The organism is Dyella sp. AD56, from assembly GCF_002878475.1.
In the GTDB taxonomy this organism is placed as follows: domain Bacteria; phylum Pseudomonadota; class Gammaproteobacteria; order Xanthomonadales; family Rhodanobacteraceae; genus Dyella.
Genome location: NZ_NRDP01000030.1, coordinates 72,897 through 89,927 on the forward strand (window position 1 = coordinate 72,897; position 17,031 = coordinate 89,927).

Consider the following 17,031-nt stretch of genomic DNA (forward strand, 5'->3'; position numbering starts at 1 on the left):
CTCTCAATGCCCGCCGGGGGCGTGCGCGGCGATCTCATCGCCGTAGCGCCATTCCAGCAGAGTTTTCACCGCCAGCGTCACTAGCGCCAGCAAGGCCAGCAACGAGGCGACCGCGAAGGCACCGACGTATTCGTACTCGTTGTAACGCATTTCCACTTCCAACGGCATCGTGGTGGTCAGCCCACGGATGTGACCCGATACCACGGAGACCGCGCCGAACTCGCCCATGGCGCGGGCATTGCACAGCAGAACGCCGTACAGCAGCGCCCAGCGGATGTTGGGCAGCGTGACGCGGAAGAACATCTGCCAGCCGCTGGCGCCAAGTACACGGGCCGCCTCTTCTTCTTCGCTACCTTGCGACTGCATCAGCGGAATGAGTTCGCGCGCAACGAATGGCAACGTGACAAACATGGTCGCTAATACCAGCGCCGGCACGGCGAAGATGATCTTGATGCCATGACTGTCCAGCCACGGTCCGAACCAACCCTGCGCACCGAACAGCAACACATAGACCAAGCCAGAAACCACCGGCGATACGGAAAACGGCAAGTCGATGAAGGCACCGAGCAACGCCTTGCCGCGAAATTCAAAGCGCGTCATGGCCCAAGCCGCGGCAACACCGAACACCACATTCATCGGCACGGCAATCGCCGCAACCAGCAGCGTCAGCTGGATCGCGGACAACGCCTCGGGTTCCTTGATGGCGTCAAGGTAAGGCACGACGCCCTGCCTAAATGCCTCGACGAAGACCGTCGCCAACGGCAAGAGCAGGAACAGCGTGAGGAATAACAACGCCAGCACGATGAGTACGAAGTGCACCACGCGGCGGGGCCACGCTACCGGACGCGAAGGCTTCCGGGCATTCATGCCGCCCGCTCCGCCCAACGCCGGCTCCAGCGTTGCAACAGCGACACCAGCACCAACAAGCCGAACGACAGCAACAGCATGGCCACACCCAGCGCCGCGGCGCCCGCCACATCGAACTGCTCAAGCTTCTGCACGATCAGCAAGGGCGCAATTTCCGAACGCATCGGAATATTGCCGGCGATGAAGATCACCGAACCGTATTCGCCCACGGCGCGCGCCAGCGCCAATGCAAAACCGGTCAACAGAGTCGGCGCCAGCATGGGCAGGATCACGCGAAAAAAGGTTTGCCAGCGCTGCGCGCCAAGGCTTTCCGCAGCCTCCTCCACATCGCGCTCCAGCGCCGAGAGCACAGGCTGCAAGGTACGCACGACGAACGGAAAGCCAACGAACACCATGGCGACAAACACGCCGAGCGGCGTATAGGCCACCTTGATGCCCAACGGTTCCAGCCATCGCCCCAGCCAACCGTTGGAGGCATAAAGCGTGGTCAGCGCAATGCCGGCCACCGCCGTTGGCAGAGCGAAAGGGAGATCCACCAGCGCATCGAACAGGCGTCGCCCGGGGAAGCGATAGCGCACCAGCACCCAGCCCACCAGCAGGCCGATCACGACATTGATCAACGCCGCCACGACGGCGCCGCCCACACTCAATCGCAGCGCAGCCAGCGTGCGCGGTGCCGACAGCAACCGCACCAGCCCTTCGAACCCGATGCCGGAAGCCTTCCACGCCAACGCTGCCAGCGGCAGCAGCACGATCAACCCGAGATAAGCCACCGCGTAGCCGAGGCTGAGACCAAATCCCGGAAGCACGCGCCTTCGCATGACGTTAGCTTCCTGGCCCCAGCTGATCAAAGATCGCACCATCGCTGAAGAACTTGGCCTGCACCTGACGCCAATCGCCGAACAACTCACCTAAGGTGAACGTATGCGTGGTTGGGAACTGGCTGGCGTAGCGCGCCGCCACCTCCGGCGAGCGCGGGCGATAGAAGTTCTTGGCGGCGATGTCCTGCCCCTGTGGGGAATACAGGAACTCCACGTAGGCCTGCGCGACCGCGCGCGTGCCGTGCTTGTCCACGTTGCTGTCCACCACGGCCACCGGCGGTTCGGCCACGATGGTGACCGACGGCACCACGATCTCGAAGGTGTCACCGCCCAATTGCCGCTTCGCGAGCAACGCTTCGTTCTCCCACGCAATCAGCACGTCGCCGACACCACGCTGCACGAACGTATTGGTGGCACCGCGTGCGCCGGTGTCCAGGACGGGCACGTGCTTGTACAGCTCCTTCACATAAACCTTGGCGGTGGCGTCGCTGCCACCCGGTTGCTTCAGTGCATAGCCCCAGGCCGCGAGGAAATTCCAGCGCGCACCGCCGGAGGATTTCGGATTCGGTGTTACTACCTGGATGCCCGGTCGCACGAGGTCGGCCCAGTCCTTGATGCCCTTGGGATTACCCTTGCGCACGAGGAACACGATGGTCGAGGTGTAAGGCGTGGCATTGTCCGGCAACTTCTTCTGCCAGTCCTTCGCCAGCAAGCCGCGATCGGCAATCGCGTCGATGTCGTAGGCCAGCGCGAGCGTCACCACGTCAGCGGGAAGCCCATCGACCACGGAGCGCGCCTGCTTGCCCGAACCACCATGCGACATCCGGATGTTGACGGTGTCGCCGTGCTGCGCCTTCCATTGCGCCGCAAACGCTGTGTTGACCTGCCGATACAGTTCGCGCGTCGGATCGTAGGAGACATTGAGCAGCGCCACGTCCCCGGCGAAGGCGGCAGCCGACAGCAGCACGCTGACGGCGGCGAGCAGTACGAGGAAGAACTTCTTCATGGCGCCTCCTGCGGAACAATGGAGCCGCAGACTAACGTCGGCGGGCAAAGCTTCGAAATCGCAATATGGCATATCGTCATGTCGCGACCTTGCGCAACATCAGCACGCAAGCGTCTGATTTGCGCATGAAGGCGTACCGACGCCGTGCATCTATCTCAAGGCAACTCGTTCGCACTTTCGCGGGGAAACGTACTTGCCTGCGACAGCTGTACCGCCAGGCGATGCGCCGCCACGCGAATTTCCGGCATGGCCGTACACTCCCACAGGTTGCCGCGAACCAGCGAGCCGATGGCGTACAAACCGGGCAGCGGGCGTCCATCGGCATCGGTCAATTGTCCGTCGGGCTGAGCAAGCACGCCCAGTTGCAGGGCATCTGCCGCCGCCAGACCATCGCGCAGCAACTGCGAAAGCAAGTCATGCGCGCCATAAGCCACGGCCGTGTCCAGCCCCGTCGCCTGGATGACCAGATCGGCTTCCAGCGCGCTCACTAGCTGCGTGGAGCGCTCGCGCAACGTCACCTGCAACGGCGCCGTCCCATCCACGTCCAGCACGCGCGCGGCGAGCACCTGCAGACGACCTTCCTCTTGCAACTGATAGATCGCCTCGCCCGTCGCCGGCGCCATCCGATGCCGCGCGGCTTCCCATATCCAACGCACATGGCGGAGAAACTGCCGGCGACGCGCATGCGAGAGCTCCTGCCACAGCTGCGCATTGATCGGCCGCATACCGTCGATGATGCTGCGCCATTCGACGCCTTCAGCGTCGCTCAAAGCTTCACGTACTTGACGGAACATTCGAGCGGGGCCATCGCTGGCCAACAACGCGCGATTGAGCGCGTCCTGTCGCGCATACGGCGCCAGTGGCAAGGCAGAGTGGGTGAAGGGCAACAACCCGTGGCGCGACACCGCAACCAGTTCCGCATGCGGCCATCTGAGCGCAGCCGACAGCACCGTATCCACCGCCGTCAGGCCCGTGCCGATCACCATCACCCGGCGTGGTGCCTGGGTATGTCGATCCAGCCGCCACGGATCGAGTTCATAGGCCCCGCTAGCCAGCGCCGTGGTGGACACCGTGCGCAACGGACGCTGCGCCAATGCGCCCACCGCCAACACCACCTTGCCCACTTCCAGCCAACGATCGGCACCGACGCGCACGGCATAACCGCCCGGCCCGCGAGAGACAACTTCGCGGGCACTCTCCGGATGAATGCGGAAGCTGCGTCCCGCACGACGCGCCGCATCAATGCGCGCGCCCACCTGGGCTTGGATGAAATCACCAAAGATGCGTCGCGGCAGAAAATCCGTGCCTTTCACCTGACCCAGTTGGCGCGAAGCGTGCTGGATGAAATCCTCACCGTGCTCCTGAAAAACCCCCATCGCCGAAGCACGTACATTCAAAAGATGCTGGTCCTCACCGGTGCCGTAAGCCACGCCCCGCCCCGGCGCGTGCTGCCCCACGATCCAGTGCACCGTGCCGCCGTCGAACCGCGCGAGCAGTTCGCCGAATGCTGCGGCACCCGCCGCCCCACCACCGATCACTGCGACATCTGCCATAACGCCGTCCTCAAAAGGGGGACACGAACCCCACGCGATCTGCTCTCGGCAGGTCACTACGAGTTGCGTCCCCTGGAAAGAAATCTCGGGTGAAGGCTGCCTTCACATCGCATGGCAACCGGGTGACTCAACCCTGCTCAACAGCTCATAAAACGATCTAGCATGGTGTATCCCCGGCTTATCAGCGTGCCCGAGAAATAAGAAACCACAGCATCCGTTAAGGCTGCGCTAGTCATACGTGGACTTGTAGCGCAGCTCATTCCCGAGAGGTTATGACGCGACGCGAACCGCATGACGTTGCGATAGCACGCCCGCGACGTCGGACAGACCCAGCCCGCGCGCCCGCAAGGCCACGGCAAGGTGATAGACAAGGTCGGCAGCCTCCCCGAGCAGGGCATCGTCGTCCTGCGCCACAGCCGCCAGCGCCGTCTCGACGCCCTCCTCGCCCACCTTCTGCGCCATGCGGCGAATGCCACCCTCGAAAAGCTTGGTGGTGTAGCTGCCAGCCGGCCGCTCCGCATGTCGCTGTGCAATCAACGCATCCAGTTCGGCCAGGAATCCGAGTGGTGGTTGTACCTCGTCGCCAAAGCAACTGCTGGTGCCGTTGTGACATGTGGGGCCATGCGGTTCGGCGAGCACCAGCAAGGTGTCGGCATCGCAATCCATGCGTACCGACTTGAGCGCCAGCACGTGGCCGGAGGTTTCCCCCTTGGTCCACAGGCGCTGCTTGCTGCGGCTAAAGAAGGTCACGTGGCCGCTCTTTTGCGTAGCGCCCAGCGCCTCTACATTCATGTAGCCCAGCATCAACACCTCGCCCGTCAGCCAGTGCTGGACGATGGCAGGCAGCAGGCCGTCGCCTTTAGCCCAGTCGAGTCGGGAGGGATCAAGGGTGGATGCGTTCATGGCGAATCTCTTCTGAAAACGGGCTGATCGGCGGCCGGGGGACATGCCTCGGCCACGTTAACTCGCCCCTCTCGGCTGTCCGGGGCGACGAGTCGTTGTTCGGTTACAACCTTACGTCCACGCCCCAGTCGGCCAGCGCCTGCTTGAGCGAGGGAATGGTGATCGCACCGGAATGGAACACGCTCGCCGCGAGCGCGCCGTCAACGTCCGCCTCAACAAACGCATCACGAAAATGCTCCGGTGCGCCGGCGCCTCCGGAGGCGATCAGCGGCACGTTGCACAGGCTACGCACCACCATGAGCTGTTCCAGATCGTAGCCCTGGCGCACGCCATCGCTGCCCATGCAATTGAGCACGATTTCGCCCGCCCCGCGCTGCTGCGCCTCTACGATCCAATCCAGCGTACGGCGCGGCAGCGCCTGTGTGCGTGACGGATCGCCGGTGTACTGGCGCACGCGCCATTCGCCATCGGCATCGCGCAGACTGTCGACGCCCACCACCACGCACTGCACGCCGAAGGCGGCAGCCAGTTCGTCGATAAGACCGGGGCGCTCCAGCGCCGGCGAGTTCACCGAGATCTTGTCGGCACCGGCATGCAGCACCGCTCTCGCCTCATCTACGCTGCGGATGCCGCCAGCCACACAGAACGGGATATCGATCACGCTGGCCACGCGCTCCACCCAGCCGCGGTCGACGCTACGCCCTTCCGGGCTGGCCGTGATGTCGTAGAACACCAGTTCGTCGGCGCCTTCGTCGCGGTAGCGCAGCGCGAGATCGATGATCTCACCCATCACCACGTGATCGCGAAAACGCACGCCCTTCACGACTTTGCCGTCGCGCACGTCCAGGCAGGGAATCAAGCGACGGCTCAACATGCGAGCGCTTCCTTCAGGCTGAAACGGCCTTCGAGCAGTGCACGACCGAGAATCACTCCGCGTGCGCCAGCCTCACGTGCCGCGCGGATATCGTCCAGCGAGCGCACGCCACCAGAGGCCTGTACCGCCATCGTCGGCACCGTGGATGCGAGATAACGGTAGAGATCCAGATTGAAACCAGCCAGCATGCCGTCGCGATCGATATCGGTGCATAGCAAGTGTGTAGCGCCATGCGCCGCGTACCAGGGAGCGAGATCATCCAGCGTGCGCGATTCTGTTTCCGTCCAGCCAGCGCTGGGCAGCGTCCACGCGCCATCGCGATACAACGTGTCCAGTGCAAGCGTGAACCTATCGGCACCACGCGACGCCAGCCATCCTTCCACCGTCTCCGGCTCACGGATGGCCAGACTGCCGAGCACCACGCGAGACACGCCGGCGCCGAGCAGGCGCTGCACGTCAGCCTCAGAACGCACGCCACCACCGGCCTGTATGCGCATGCCGTCGCGGGCAATCGCTTCGATCACCGCAAGGTTTTCAAGGCTGCCACCGCGCGCACCGTCCAGGTCGACGAGATGCAGCCAGTCGGCGCCTGCCTCGGCATAGTCGCGGGCCAGCGAACGCGGATCGAAATCGTATATCGTCTGCTGTGCATAGTCGCCCTGCTTCAGGCGAACGACGCGACCGGCACGCAGATCAATGGCGGGAATGACGGTGAAACTCATAGTTCGAGGAAGTTCTTCAGCAGGCGAGCGCCGACCTGGGCCGAACGCTCGGGGTGGAACTGCATACCATGGAAGTTGCCGCGCGCGATCACCGAAGCGAACTCACCGCCATACTCCGTGGTGGCCAGGGCGTAGTCCCCCGTAGAGACCGCGTAGCTGTGCACGAAGTAGGCCCAGTCGCCATCGGTCACTCCTTGCAGCAAGCCATGCTCACGGCGGCGCTGCAGGCGGTTCCAGCCCATGTGGGGCACGCGCAAGCCCGGCTGTTCAATAAAGCGCGTCACCGTTGCCGGAATCACACCAAGACAAGCGATATCGCCCTCTTCCGAACGCTCGCAAAGGAGCTGCATACCCAGGCAAACCCCGAGCACGGGTTGCGTCAACGAACGCATCAACTCCACCAGACCCAACTCGCGCAGGCGAGCCATACCAGGACCGGCCGCGCCCACGCCGGGCAGGATCACTTTGTCTGCCGAGCGAATGGATACGGGATCCGAAGTGAGCGCGGCATCCACACCCAGCCGCTGCAATGCATAGCGCACCGAGCCGATATTGGTACCGCCGGCATCCACCAGCACCACGCTCATCAAAGCGCTCCCTTGGTACTCGGCAGTTCGCTACCTTCGCGGCGGATCGCTTGGCGCAACGTGCGGGCTACCACCTTGAAGCAAGCTTCCACCATGTGGTGGGCGTTCTCACCGCGCACGCTCAGGTGCAAGTTCGCACCCAGCGTTTCGCACAGCGAGCGGAAAAAGTGCGGGACCAGTTCGGTGGGAATGTCACCGACGCGTTCGCGCGGAAACTGCCCCTCGAAGACGAAGTACGGCCGACCGGAAAGATCCAGCGTGGCACTCGCCTGCGATTCGTCCATGGGCAGCACGAAGCCGTACCGGCCAATGCCACGCTTGTCGCCCAGCGCCTGTCGCAACGCTTGGCCCAAGGCCAGCGCGCAATCCTCGATGGTGTGGTGCTCGTCGATATGAGTGTCGCCATCGCAACGCAGCGCCAGTGCGAAACCGCCGTGCTTGCCGATCTGCTCCAGCATGTGGTCGAAGAAGCCCAGCCCGGTGTGCACCTGCGGCTCCACCGCCTTGTCGAGGTTCACGCTCACCGTGATGCGCGTTTCGCGCGTGTTGCGTTCCACCGTGGCCATGCGCGGAGCATCGAGCAACTGGTGCGCGACCTCCTCCCATGCCAGCCCGTGCGAGCCGACGCGAAAGCCGCGCACGCCCATGTTCGCGGCGAACTGCAGATCCGTCTCGCGATCGCCAACCATCGCTGACGCCGCACGGCTCCAACCATCGTCAGCAAGGTAGTGGCGCATCATGCCGATACCCGGTTTGCGGGTGTCCTTACGCTCGTGCAGAAAACTGCGATCGATCAACACATCGCGCACGGCGATGCCTTGCGAAGCAAGAATACGCATCAGCAGTTCGTGCGGACCGACGAAATCGGCTTCGGGAAAGCTATTCGTGCCCAGGCCATCCTGATTGGTGACCATGACCAGCTCGTAACCTGCGGCGATGAAGCGTTGCAGCGCTGCGATCACGCCCGGCAGTAGTGCGAACTTCTCGTAGCTGTCGATCTGGAAGTCTTCTGGCTCTTCGATCAGGCAGCCGTCGCGGTCGATAAAAAGAATCTTGCGACTCATGTGAATGATCCCGTCACCGTTCCGTTGGCCTGTTCGCGGGCAGTCCATGCCTGATTGTTCAGAACGTCGAGCACGCGGTCGTTTTCTTCCGGCTTGCCGATGGTGATGCGTAGTGCGTCTTCAAGTTGCGGGTAGCGCTGTATGTCACGCACCACAATGCCGGCCTCAAGCAAGCATCGATATACCGCGCCTGCTTCGTCGAATCGCACCGCGAGGAAATTGGCCTGCGAAGGCAACACCTGCCGCACGCCCGGTGCGCCAGCAAGCGCAAGCGCCATGCGTGCGCGCTGCTCCCGCACGATGGCGATGTGAGATCGGGCAGCGACCTGCCCGGCTTCGGACAATGCTTCCAACGCCAATGCCACACAGGGGCTCGGCAAGGGATACGGCGCCATGATGCGACGGAGCAAGGCAATCACGTCCTCATTCGCCAACAGCATACCCACGCGCGCACCCGCGAGCGCCCAGGCCTTCGAAAGCGTGCGCAGCACGGCGAGGTTGTCATATCGGTCCAGCAGCGATGCCGCGCTCGGAGCATCGGAAAACTCGATATATGCCTCATCAACCACCACCAGCGCACGGCCACGCAGTTCGCGCGCAAGACGCTCCACGTCGCTCAATGGCACCAGCTGCCCGGTCGGGTTGTTGGGCGTGCATACGAACACCAGCTTGATCGCGGGCGTCATGGTGGCCAGCACCGTATCCGCATCCAGCCTGAAGTCCGCATCGAGGGACACGGTGACGACGCCGGCGTTCTGGATACGGGCACTCACCGCGTACATGCCGAAGGTCGGCGGCTGGATGGCGATGGCATCCTGTCCGGCGCGGCAAAACGCGCGCACCAACAGATCAATCGCCTCGTCACTACCCCGCCCCACCAGCACCTGCGAGGCGCGCACGCCATATAGCTGCGCAAGCGCATCGACCAGCGCCGCGGGCTGCGGATCTGGGTAACGATTGCACGACAGGTCGTGATCACCCGGTGGCGCCCATGCAGACTCGTTGGCATTGAGCAACACGCGTCCGCCACTGGCCTCCATGCGCGCGGACGAGTACGGCTGGAGCGCGCGGATCTCTTCGCGCGCAAGATCGAGCACGCTCATGCTGCGTCCTCCAGCGCCGCCAGCCGCAGCGTTACTGCACGCCGGTGGGCTTCCAACTGCTCTGCAGCCGCCAGGGTCGCCGTACAGGGGCCGATGGCGCGCAAGCCTTCCGGCGACAACTCCTGCACGGTGATCTGCTTCTGGAAGCTGGCCACGGAGACGCCGCTGTAGCTGCGTGCATAGCCGTAGGTCGGCAACACATGATTGCTGCCGCTGCAGTAGTCCCCGACGGATTCAGGGGTCCACGGGCCGAGGAACACCGAGCCCGCGCTTTCAATGGAGCCAAGCAGCGAACGCGGTTCGCTGACCTGCACGATCAAGTGTTCCGGCGCGTAGCGGTTGCTGACCTCCACCGCCTGCGCGAGCGACGACACCGCAATGAGGCGGCTCTGCGACAGGGCTTGCTCCGCGATGCCTGCCCGGGGCAAGGCAGCGCACTGGCTCGCCACTTCCACCTCGACCGCATCCAACATCGCGAGCGAGGGGCTGAGCAGGATCACCTGCGAATCGGGGCCGTGCTCTGCCTGCGAGAGCAAGTCCGCGGCAACAAACGCCGGGCTGGCGCTGTCGTCTGCGATCACCAGCACTTCGGACGGGCCAGCCGGCATATCGATGGCGGCGCCCTCAGGGTCGGCTGATACCTGCAACTTGGCCTCCGTGACCCAGGCATTGCCGGGGCCGAACAGCTTGTCGCACTTGGGCACGGATTCCGTACCGTAGGCCATCGCCGCAATGGCCTGCGCGCCGCCGAGCTTAAAGACGCGGTGTACGCCGGTGACGCGCGCGGCGTACAACACGGCGTCATCGCAACGACCATCCGGCCGCGCGGGTGAGCACAGCACCACCTCCGCACAACCCGCAATACGCGCGGGCACGCCCAGCATCAACGCGGTTGAGGGCAACGGCGCGCTGCCCGCCGGTACGTACAAGCCCACTCGCTGGATGGAGCGCAGTATGCGCTCGACGCGCACGCCACTGGCCGTATCCAACATCACAGGTTGCGGTGCGGCCACACGATGGAAGGCATCGATGCGCGATGCCGCCTCGTCGATGGCGCCTTTCAACTCAGGCGCAAGCCGGGCTTCCGCCTCGTTCCACTCCCGCTGCGATACCTCGATGGCATGCAGCGCACAGCGATCAAGCTTCGCGGTAAGTTCGCGCAAGGCCACGTCACCGTCAGCGCGCACGCGGGCGATGATCTGCTCCACGCCGGCACGTAGGCTTTCGGCGCGCGACTGCACCGGGCGTGACAGCGCCGCGCACTGCCCTCGCGTATCTAAGGTATTCCAGTCCAGGCGATTCATAGGTTTCGCTCGTTCAGTCCGCCTGCGTTACGCAAGCATCTTTTCGACCGGCAGCACGAACATTTCGCGTGCACCAGCCTTCTTGATTTCTTCCAGCTGTCGCCAGCTGACCTCACCGGCACATAGCGCCTGCAGCATGAGCTGGTCGGGTTGCCCCGCTACCGGCAACAGCGTCGGCTGCGGTCCGCCAGGCAGTAGCCGGATGACCGCATCGAGCGAGCCGCGCGAGGTCTGCAACAGAAGCAAACGCGATTCGCGCACCTGGATGACACCGTCGAGCCGCTTGAGCAGCAACTCAATCATGTCGCCACGCTCATCCGAAGGCAGTGCCTGCGGGCCGGCCAGCACGGCCTCGCTCTCCAGCAGCACATCCACTTCGCGCAACTGGTTGGCCACCAGGGTGCCACCGCTCTGCACCAGATCGCAGATGGCATCCGCGGTGCCAAGCCGCGGCGCAATCTCAACCGAGCCAGCCAGCGTCACCACGCCCGCATCGACACCGCGCTCGCGCAACCACTCGCCCAGCAGGCCGGGATACGACGTAGCGATGCGCATGCCCTGCAACTGCGATGCGTCGCGGTAGTCGACTTCTTGCGGTACAGCGACCGACAACCGGCAGCGGCCGAAGCCCAGCGGTCGCCATTCGGCGAGTGCCGGACCACCCAGGCCCGCCGTGAAACGGTATTCGTCAAGCACGTTGCGCCCGACGATGCCCAGATCGCACACGCCCTGCGCGATTAGGCCAGGGATATCGTCATCGCGCACCAGCAGCAGGTCGACCGGCTCGCCTTCGCCGAAGCAAAAAAGCTTGTCGCGACTCTGGCGGAAGGTGAGTCCACAACGGTTGAGCAGTTCCAATGCCGGCTCGGTAAGTCGGCCGGATTTCTGCATCGCAATACGCAGTCGGTCGCGCGCTTTCATGCCTTGGCCTTGTTACTTGCTGAGCGGCGACGAGCCGCACGAGCCGCCGCAGCGAGGTATCCGCCCGCGCCAGCATTGAGATAACGCGCCACACGCCCGATGGTGGTGATGCTTACCGCCGTGCGCTCGTGAATCTCGCGATAGGACACCCCTTCAAGCAAGTAAGGCACGACGCGCCAGCGGTCGACCATGACCTCCAGCTCGGCGGGCGTGCACAGGTCGTGCAGGAAGGCCGACATCTCTTCGGCGTTCTTCAGCGAAAGCAGAGCCTCGCAAAGACTGAGCTCGGCGGACTCGGCAGGCATCTCGGGATCGATCGATCGGCGCTTCATAATGTACTAATGCATTAATACAGTGGAGCGCATCTTACCCGGCGAAAATCACGCAGGCAACCCATCCAACGCGTGCCGCCGCGCTGCGGCCATCCCGCCAATGGGCGTGCCACAGCAAGGTATTGCGCTCGGCCAAGGGCCACAGCAAGCGCTCTACGGGGGACTTCGGCATCGACAGCCCGCGCCACGCCCCGCGCCCCGCAGGACTCCCCGCCTGAACGAAACCGATCCGGCTCCATCCGCGCCCGCGCCGTCCCGATGCGTTCCCGCAAACCTCGCCCCGAAGGCGGCACTCGCCAACGGCACCCGATCGGCGTAAATTAGATAGGTAGCCTACCTACTAAACTCCCCTGGAGAACGACGTGAGCGCGAACACTTCGGCTGAAGCCGATGCACGCGAACTGGCCGAGCAACTGCGGCCCGCGTTGCGCCGCCTTGTACGCCAGTTGCGACGGCAGCCCAGCAACGAACCCATATCGTCACTGCACGCGCCCCTGCTGATGACCATCCTGGAGAACCCGGGTATCGGCGTCGGCGAGTTGGCCCAGATGGAAGGCCTGCGTAGTCCGACCATGACCGGGCACATCAACAGCATGGTGGCCGCGGGACTGGTGAAACGCACCGAACCCAGTGAGGGTGACCGTCGCCGCATCGGCCTCGTCGTGACGCCACACGGGCACACCCTGATCGACGCCAAGCGCAAACGGCGTACCGACCAGCTAACTAGAGCGCTGACCCGGTTGTCGCCCGATTCGCGCGCAGCACTGTGGGCGGCCATACCCGCCTTGAACGACGTTGAACTGGAAGAGATCGACGCATGAGCATTCCCGGTACCGCAACCATCGCGCCCTCACAGGCCGTCCATCACCCCGACGAACAGGAGATCAACCGGGTTTTCGCCGGCCTCGTGATCGTGCTGGCGCTGGGCGCCATCGACCAGAGCATCGTCGCCACGGCCCTGCCCCGCATCGTGAGCGATCTCGGCGGCATGAGCCATCTGTCCTGGGTGGTGACGGCCTATGTGCTCGCCTCCACCGCCACCATGCCGCTCTACGGCAAGCTGAGCGACCAGTACGGCCGCAAGCCGGTGATGTACTTCGCCATCTTCATGTTCCTGCTCGGCTCGGTGCTGAGCGGCGCGGCGCGCAATCTGCTTGAGCTGATTATCTTCCGCGCCATCCAGGGCGCCGGTGCAGGTGGCTTGTTGCCACTGTCGCAAATCATCATCGGCGACATGGTGCCGCCCACGCAGCGCGGCAAGCGACAAGGCATTGCCGCCGGCATTTTCGCGCTGTGTAGCGTAGTCGGCCCCGTGATCGGCGGCGTGATCACCGACGTGCTGTCCTGGCACTGGATCTTCTACGTCAACCTGCCCGTCGGCGCGGTGGCACTGGTGATCCTCGCCCGCTCGCTGCGCCAATACACCCCACTGCATACGCGACGCATCGACTACCTCGGCTCGCTGCTGATGACCGTCAGCACCGTCGCACTGTTGTTGGTGCTGACGCTTGGCGGCGGCGAATGGCCCTGGCTATCTGCGCCCATCGCTACGCTCAGTGCCTTCGCACTGGTCACGGGTGTGCTGTTCATCCGGCACGTAAAGCACGAGCCGGAGCCCGTGCTGCCCTTGGACCTATTTCATAACCGTGTGTTCGTGATCGCCAGCATCGTAATGGCATTGACCTTTATGGGACTGATGGGCGCAAGCCTGTTCTTTCCGTTGTTCTTCCAGTTGGTGATGGGCGTCAGCCCGGCGCGCTCCGGCTTGTTGACCGGCCCGATGATGATGGGCATCGCGATCTCCGCCCTATTCAACGGGCGTGTATTGATGCGTGCCGGCCGCTACAAGCCCACCGTGGTGATTGGGCTTGCCGTCGCCACATTGGCGTTCGGCGTGCTGGCGTGGAGTGCCGCGACGGCGCAGGGCCTGGGCATTATCGAGCCATCCATCTTCGTACTTGGTCTGGGTCTTGGCCTAGTGATGCCCAATGTGACGATCGCGGTGCAGAGCGCACTGACACCCGTACACCGCGGCGTTGGCACGGCCACGCTTACCTTCTTCCGCTCACTGGGCGGCCTCATCGGTGTGGCAGGTTCTGGTGCCATCCTCGCATGGCAGATGCGCAGCCACGGCAACGCGACCGCGCCGTCCATCGTCGCCATGCCGGAGGGCGGCGTCGCCCATCCCGCGTGGCAGCACGCGGCCGATGCCGCGGTCATGATGTACCGCCACGCCATCGCGTCGACCTTCACGATAGGTGCGTGCATCGTCGCGTGCGCGTTCGTGCTCATCCTGTTGCTGCCGGAGATTCCCTTGCACGATCATCATCACGCCTCCCCCGCCCCTGTCGCCGAGTAAGGACGTTTGATGACTGCTCCGCGGCGCGATCTACCCATCACGCTGTGTGCCAGCTGGATAGCGATTGCCACCGTGGCTTTCGCCGTTACCGCAGGCGCCCTGCAATGGATCCGGGCAGATCTCAATCCAGTGGCCATGCCATTGAGCGCCTACCTTCGCGGTCCGGGCGGTGTCTGGCTGCGCGGAGCCTACGACCTGATGGCCAGTGCACTGGCCTGCCTCGCGTGGGCCGGCCATCGCGTTACGCGCGAGAGCTTGCGCAGCGGGCTGGCTAGCGCACTGTTTGTCGCGGCCGCCATCACCCTACCCGTCGTCGCGGCCACGGTGCTCTATGAAAACACGCCAAGCGAGAATCTCGCCCGCCTGCTTCATGGCGTAGCAGCGCAGACAACGTTCCTCTGTCTGGTCATGGGCATGCTTCTGCTATCGACGCGATGGCTGCGCGACGCGCACATGCAGCGCAGCCGCTACACCGGCGTCGTGCTTGCCTGGCTGGCGTTTGTGCAGATGTGGGTTCTGGCGCTTTGGAAGGGTCTGCCGCCAGGGCTCACCCAGAAGGCACTGATCGTGCTGATCCTGCTGTGGCTTGCCTGGGCCGCACGCCAATTGTGGCGGGCAAGTGCGCAGCCGAATTGACCCAAAGCACAAGGCACACACATCGAAAGAAAAAGGGGCGCCGAGGCGCCCCTTTCTAATCGTTACTGCTCGAATACACGCTGTCGCACTAGTTCGCATACCGTCCGCACATCGCCATCCATCGCGCGGTCGCGCGACATGAAGCCTATGTGCTTGCGCAGCGCGTCGTGCGCCTCGCGCACAGCAGAACCTGCATGGAAATCGCCGACGTTCGCCAGCGCGGCCTTCAGTTGCTGCACCTCGCGCACGAACTGCTCGTAATGCGCATGATCTTCGCGCGGCGCGTTGGACACCTTACCCGCCAGCGCCTGCCAGTCGCCACGCGTGGCGAGACGGCAAGCGGCGTTGAGCATGGCCTGACGGAAATCCAGCGCCTGCGCGGCGGTGTAGAGCTCCAGCGCAACGACGTGGCTGAGGTCTTCCATCATCTCTAGTACGTGTCGCGCCTCGTTGGCGCCCATCGATACGTGGTCTTCCGCATTCGCGCTGGTCGGCACGGAGTACACGCTGGCCGGATGCGCACGCGTAGCCAGGTCATTCACCAGTGCTGCCGCCGTGTACTGCACGATCATGAAGCCGGAATCGGTGCCGTCTTCATTGCCGGTGAGGAACGCCGGCAGGCCATCATTGGTGGCCGGGTCAACCAGCTTGTTGAGGCGACGCTCCGAAATGGAGGCCAGCACCGGGATGGCTGCCTTCACGTAGCTCATCGCCAACGCCAGCGGCATACCGTGGAAATGACCCGCAGAGATCACTTGCTCTTCGATGAACTGCGCGTCCTCGGCATCCGGGAAGATCAGCGGGTTATCAGTGACCGAGTTCAGCTCAATGTCGATCACACGACATGCCTGTGCCCACGCATCGCGCACCGCGCCGTGCACCTGCGGCATGCAGCGCAGACAGTAGGCGTCCTGCGGCTGGTGCTTCTTGCCGCCCTTGAACGGCAGGAAGCGTGCATAGAACGCTTCGCGACCGTGGCGCTGGTTCGCCGGCACCCAGTCCCAACCGATGTCGAAGGTCAGCGCCTGATCCGCCGGATCAGCCCATGCCTCGGCCGACCACTGCTTAAAGCGCGGCACGAGGTGATACGGAATATCGACCAGCGTGCTGCCGGCGAGCAGGCCACGGACGTTGGCCGCCACATCGACCTGCCCCGGATGCGGGCGCAGCGCATGCACCTCCGGTCGCAGTGCGCCGCTGCGGCCAGCGAACGCGTCGAGCGTCATCGCCGCCGCGAGATCCGCCAGCTCCAGCAGATGTTCCAGTTCGTCCAGCGCGAGCGTAGCGGTCGCCAGCATCTGCGCCGTGCCGTTGTTCAGCGCCAAGCCTTCCTTGAAGGACAGGCGGATCGACGTGAGACCCGCGCGCTTGAGCGCTTCGGCGCCCGACAGGCGCTCGCCCTGATAGAACGCTTCGCCACCGCCGAGCAACACAATGGCCAGATGCGACAGCGGCGCGAGGTCGCCACTGGCGCCCACCGAGCCCTTCTCCGGCACCACCGGCACCACGCCCGCATTGAGCATGGCGGTCAGCGCTTTGAGCGTTTCCACGCGAATGCCGGAATGGCCACGCATCAACGTATTGATGCGGATGACCAGCATCGCGCGCACCACGTCCGGCGCGAACGGCTTGCCCACGCACACGGCGTGCGTGGTGATCAGGTTGTGCTGCAGCTCTTCCAGCAGCGTACCTTCCGGCTTGTCGGGGTGGCCGCCAGGCAACTCATCACGCAGACGATGCGCGCCCAGCAACTTGTCGGCGTTGCTGCCGAAGCCCGTGGTCACGCCGTAGGTAGGTTCGCCACAGCTCACCTTGTCCGCAAGGAAATCGGCGGCGCGCTGCACGCGCTTAAGCTGCGCTTCGTCCAGATCCACGCGCAGACCCTGCCGGGCAACGGCCACCAGCTGTTCGCGCGTGAGGCTATTGCCGTCCAGGAGTATGGTCTTTGCGGTCATGCTTGGCTCCAGCCCGGACGGGCC

17 protein-coding genes are annotated in these 17,031 nt (G+C 64.2%); 3 read left to right on the forward strand and 14 right to left on the reverse strand.

Features of this window, described 5'->3' with window-relative positions; genetic code table 11:
• Window positions 1-3 precede the first annotated feature (3 nt).
• From cysW to DyAD56_RS19135, 13 genes are all read right to left on the reverse strand, one after another.
• Window positions 4-867 (reverse strand): sulfate ABC transporter permease subunit CysW, encoded by an 864-nt coding sequence (cysW, locus tag DyAD56_RS19075; RefSeq protein ID WP_102304422.1) that lies wholly within the window; start codon window positions 865-867, stop codon window positions 4-6.
• Window positions 864-1,688, reverse strand: coding sequence for a sulfate ABC transporter permease subunit CysT (gene cysT / locus DyAD56_RS19080; RefSeq protein ID WP_102304423.1), 825 nt, complete (start codon window positions 1,686-1,688; stop codon window positions 864-866). Before cysT ends, cysW begins: the two co-directional genes overlap by 4 nt.
• A 4-nt stretch (window positions 1,689-1,692) precedes the next feature.
• Window positions 1,693-2,694 (reverse strand): sulfate ABC transporter substrate-binding protein, encoded by a 1,002-nt coding sequence (locus DyAD56_RS19085; protein ID WP_102304424.1) that lies wholly within the window; start codon window positions 2,692-2,694, stop codon window positions 1,693-1,695.
• 155 nt (window positions 2,695-2,849) lie between these two features.
• The gene (locus DyAD56_RS19090) at window positions 2,850-4,247 is read right to left on the reverse strand and encodes an FAD/NAD(P)-binding protein (protein ID WP_102304425.1); all 1,398 of its coding nucleotides are present in this window, start codon (window positions 4,245-4,247) and stop codon (window positions 2,850-2,852) included.
• A gap of 270 nt (window positions 4,248-4,517) precedes the next feature.
• On the reverse strand, window positions 4,518-5,150 hold the full coding sequence (gene hisIE / locus DyAD56_RS19095) for a bifunctional phosphoribosyl-AMP cyclohydrolase/phosphoribosyl-ATP diphosphatase HisIE (protein WP_102304426.1): 633 nt from the start codon (window positions 5,148-5,150) through the stop codon (window positions 4,518-4,520).
• A gap of 103 nt (window positions 5,151-5,253) precedes the next feature.
• Complete coding sequence (hisF, locus tag DyAD56_RS19100; protein WP_102304427.1) at window positions 5,254-6,024, reverse strand: imidazole glycerol phosphate synthase subunit HisF; 771 nt, start codon at window positions 6,022-6,024, stop codon at window positions 5,254-5,256.
• A complete protein-coding gene (gene hisA, locus DyAD56_RS19105) occupies window positions 6,018-6,746 on the reverse strand; it encodes a 1-(5-phosphoribosyl)-5-[(5-phosphoribosylamino)methylideneamino]imidazole-4-carboxamide isomerase (protein WP_102304428.1) in 729 nt (242 codons plus the stop codon). Before hisA ends, hisF begins: the two co-directional genes overlap by 7 nt.
• Entirely contained in the window at window positions 6,743-7,333 is a 591-nt protein-coding gene (gene hisH / locus DyAD56_RS19110; RefSeq protein ID WP_102304429.1) for an imidazole glycerol phosphate synthase subunit HisH, read from the reverse strand. Before hisH ends, hisA begins: the two co-directional genes overlap by 4 nt.
• On the reverse strand, window positions 7,333-8,397 hold the full coding sequence (hisB, locus tag DyAD56_RS19115) for a bifunctional histidinol-phosphatase/imidazoleglycerol-phosphate dehydratase HisB (protein WP_102304430.1): 1,065 nt from the start codon (window positions 8,395-8,397) through the stop codon (window positions 7,333-7,335). The genes hisH and hisB overlap by 1 nt, the downstream gene beginning before the upstream one ends.
• Window positions 8,394-9,500, reverse strand: coding sequence for a histidinol-phosphate transaminase (hisC, locus tag DyAD56_RS19120; RefSeq protein ID WP_102304431.1), 1,107 nt, complete (start codon window positions 9,498-9,500; stop codon window positions 8,394-8,396). The genes hisB and hisC overlap by 4 nt, the downstream gene beginning before the upstream one ends.
• Window positions 9,497-10,804: a histidinol dehydrogenase gene (gene hisD / locus DyAD56_RS19125; protein ID WP_102304432.1), complete on the reverse strand. Its 1,308-nt coding sequence runs from the start codon at window positions 10,802-10,804 to the stop codon at window positions 9,497-9,499. Before hisD ends, hisC begins: the two co-directional genes overlap by 4 nt.
• A gap of 27 nt (window positions 10,805-10,831) precedes the next feature.
• Window positions 10,832-11,725: an ATP phosphoribosyltransferase gene (hisG, locus tag DyAD56_RS19130; RefSeq protein WP_102304433.1), complete on the reverse strand. Its 894-nt coding sequence runs from the start codon at window positions 11,723-11,725 to the stop codon at window positions 10,832-10,834.
• Entirely contained in the window at window positions 11,722-12,057 is a 336-nt protein-coding gene (locus tag DyAD56_RS19135) for a YerC/YecD family TrpR-related protein (protein WP_102304434.1), read from the reverse strand. Before DyAD56_RS19135 ends, hisG begins: the two co-directional genes overlap by 4 nt.
• Before the next feature lie 362 nt (window positions 12,058-12,419).
• Here DyAD56_RS19135 and DyAD56_RS19140 point away from each other — a divergent pair, with 362 nt between their 5' ends.
• The 3 genes from DyAD56_RS19140 to DyAD56_RS19150 are packed head-to-tail and all read left to right on the forward strand — an operon-like array spanning window position 12,420 to window position 15,052.
• Entirely contained in the window at window positions 12,420-12,878 is a 459-nt protein-coding gene (locus DyAD56_RS19140) for a MarR family winged helix-turn-helix transcriptional regulator (protein ID WP_102304435.1), read from the forward strand.
• Window positions 12,875-14,416 carry an MDR family MFS transporter gene (locus DyAD56_RS19145; protein ID WP_102304436.1) on the forward strand — a complete coding sequence of 514 codons (1,542 nt, stop codon included), beginning with the start codon at window positions 12,875-12,877 and terminating at the stop codon, window positions 14,414-14,416. The genes DyAD56_RS19140 and DyAD56_RS19145 overlap by 4 nt, the downstream gene beginning before the upstream one ends.
• Before the next feature lie 9 nt (window positions 14,417-14,425).
• Window positions 14,426-15,052 (forward strand): DUF998 domain-containing protein, encoded by a 627-nt coding sequence (locus DyAD56_RS19150; protein ID WP_102304437.1) that lies wholly within the window; start codon window positions 14,426-14,428, stop codon window positions 15,050-15,052.
• Window positions 15,053-15,114: 62 nt separating this feature from the next.
• Here the strand turns inward: DyAD56_RS19150 and DyAD56_RS19155 are convergent, their stop codons facing one another.
• On the reverse strand, window positions 15,115-17,007 hold the full coding sequence (locus tag DyAD56_RS19155) for an aromatic amino acid lyase (RefSeq protein ID WP_102304438.1): 1,893 nt from the start codon (window positions 17,005-17,007) through the stop codon (window positions 15,115-15,117).
• Between the last annotated feature and the right edge of the window lie 24 nt (window positions 17,008-17,031).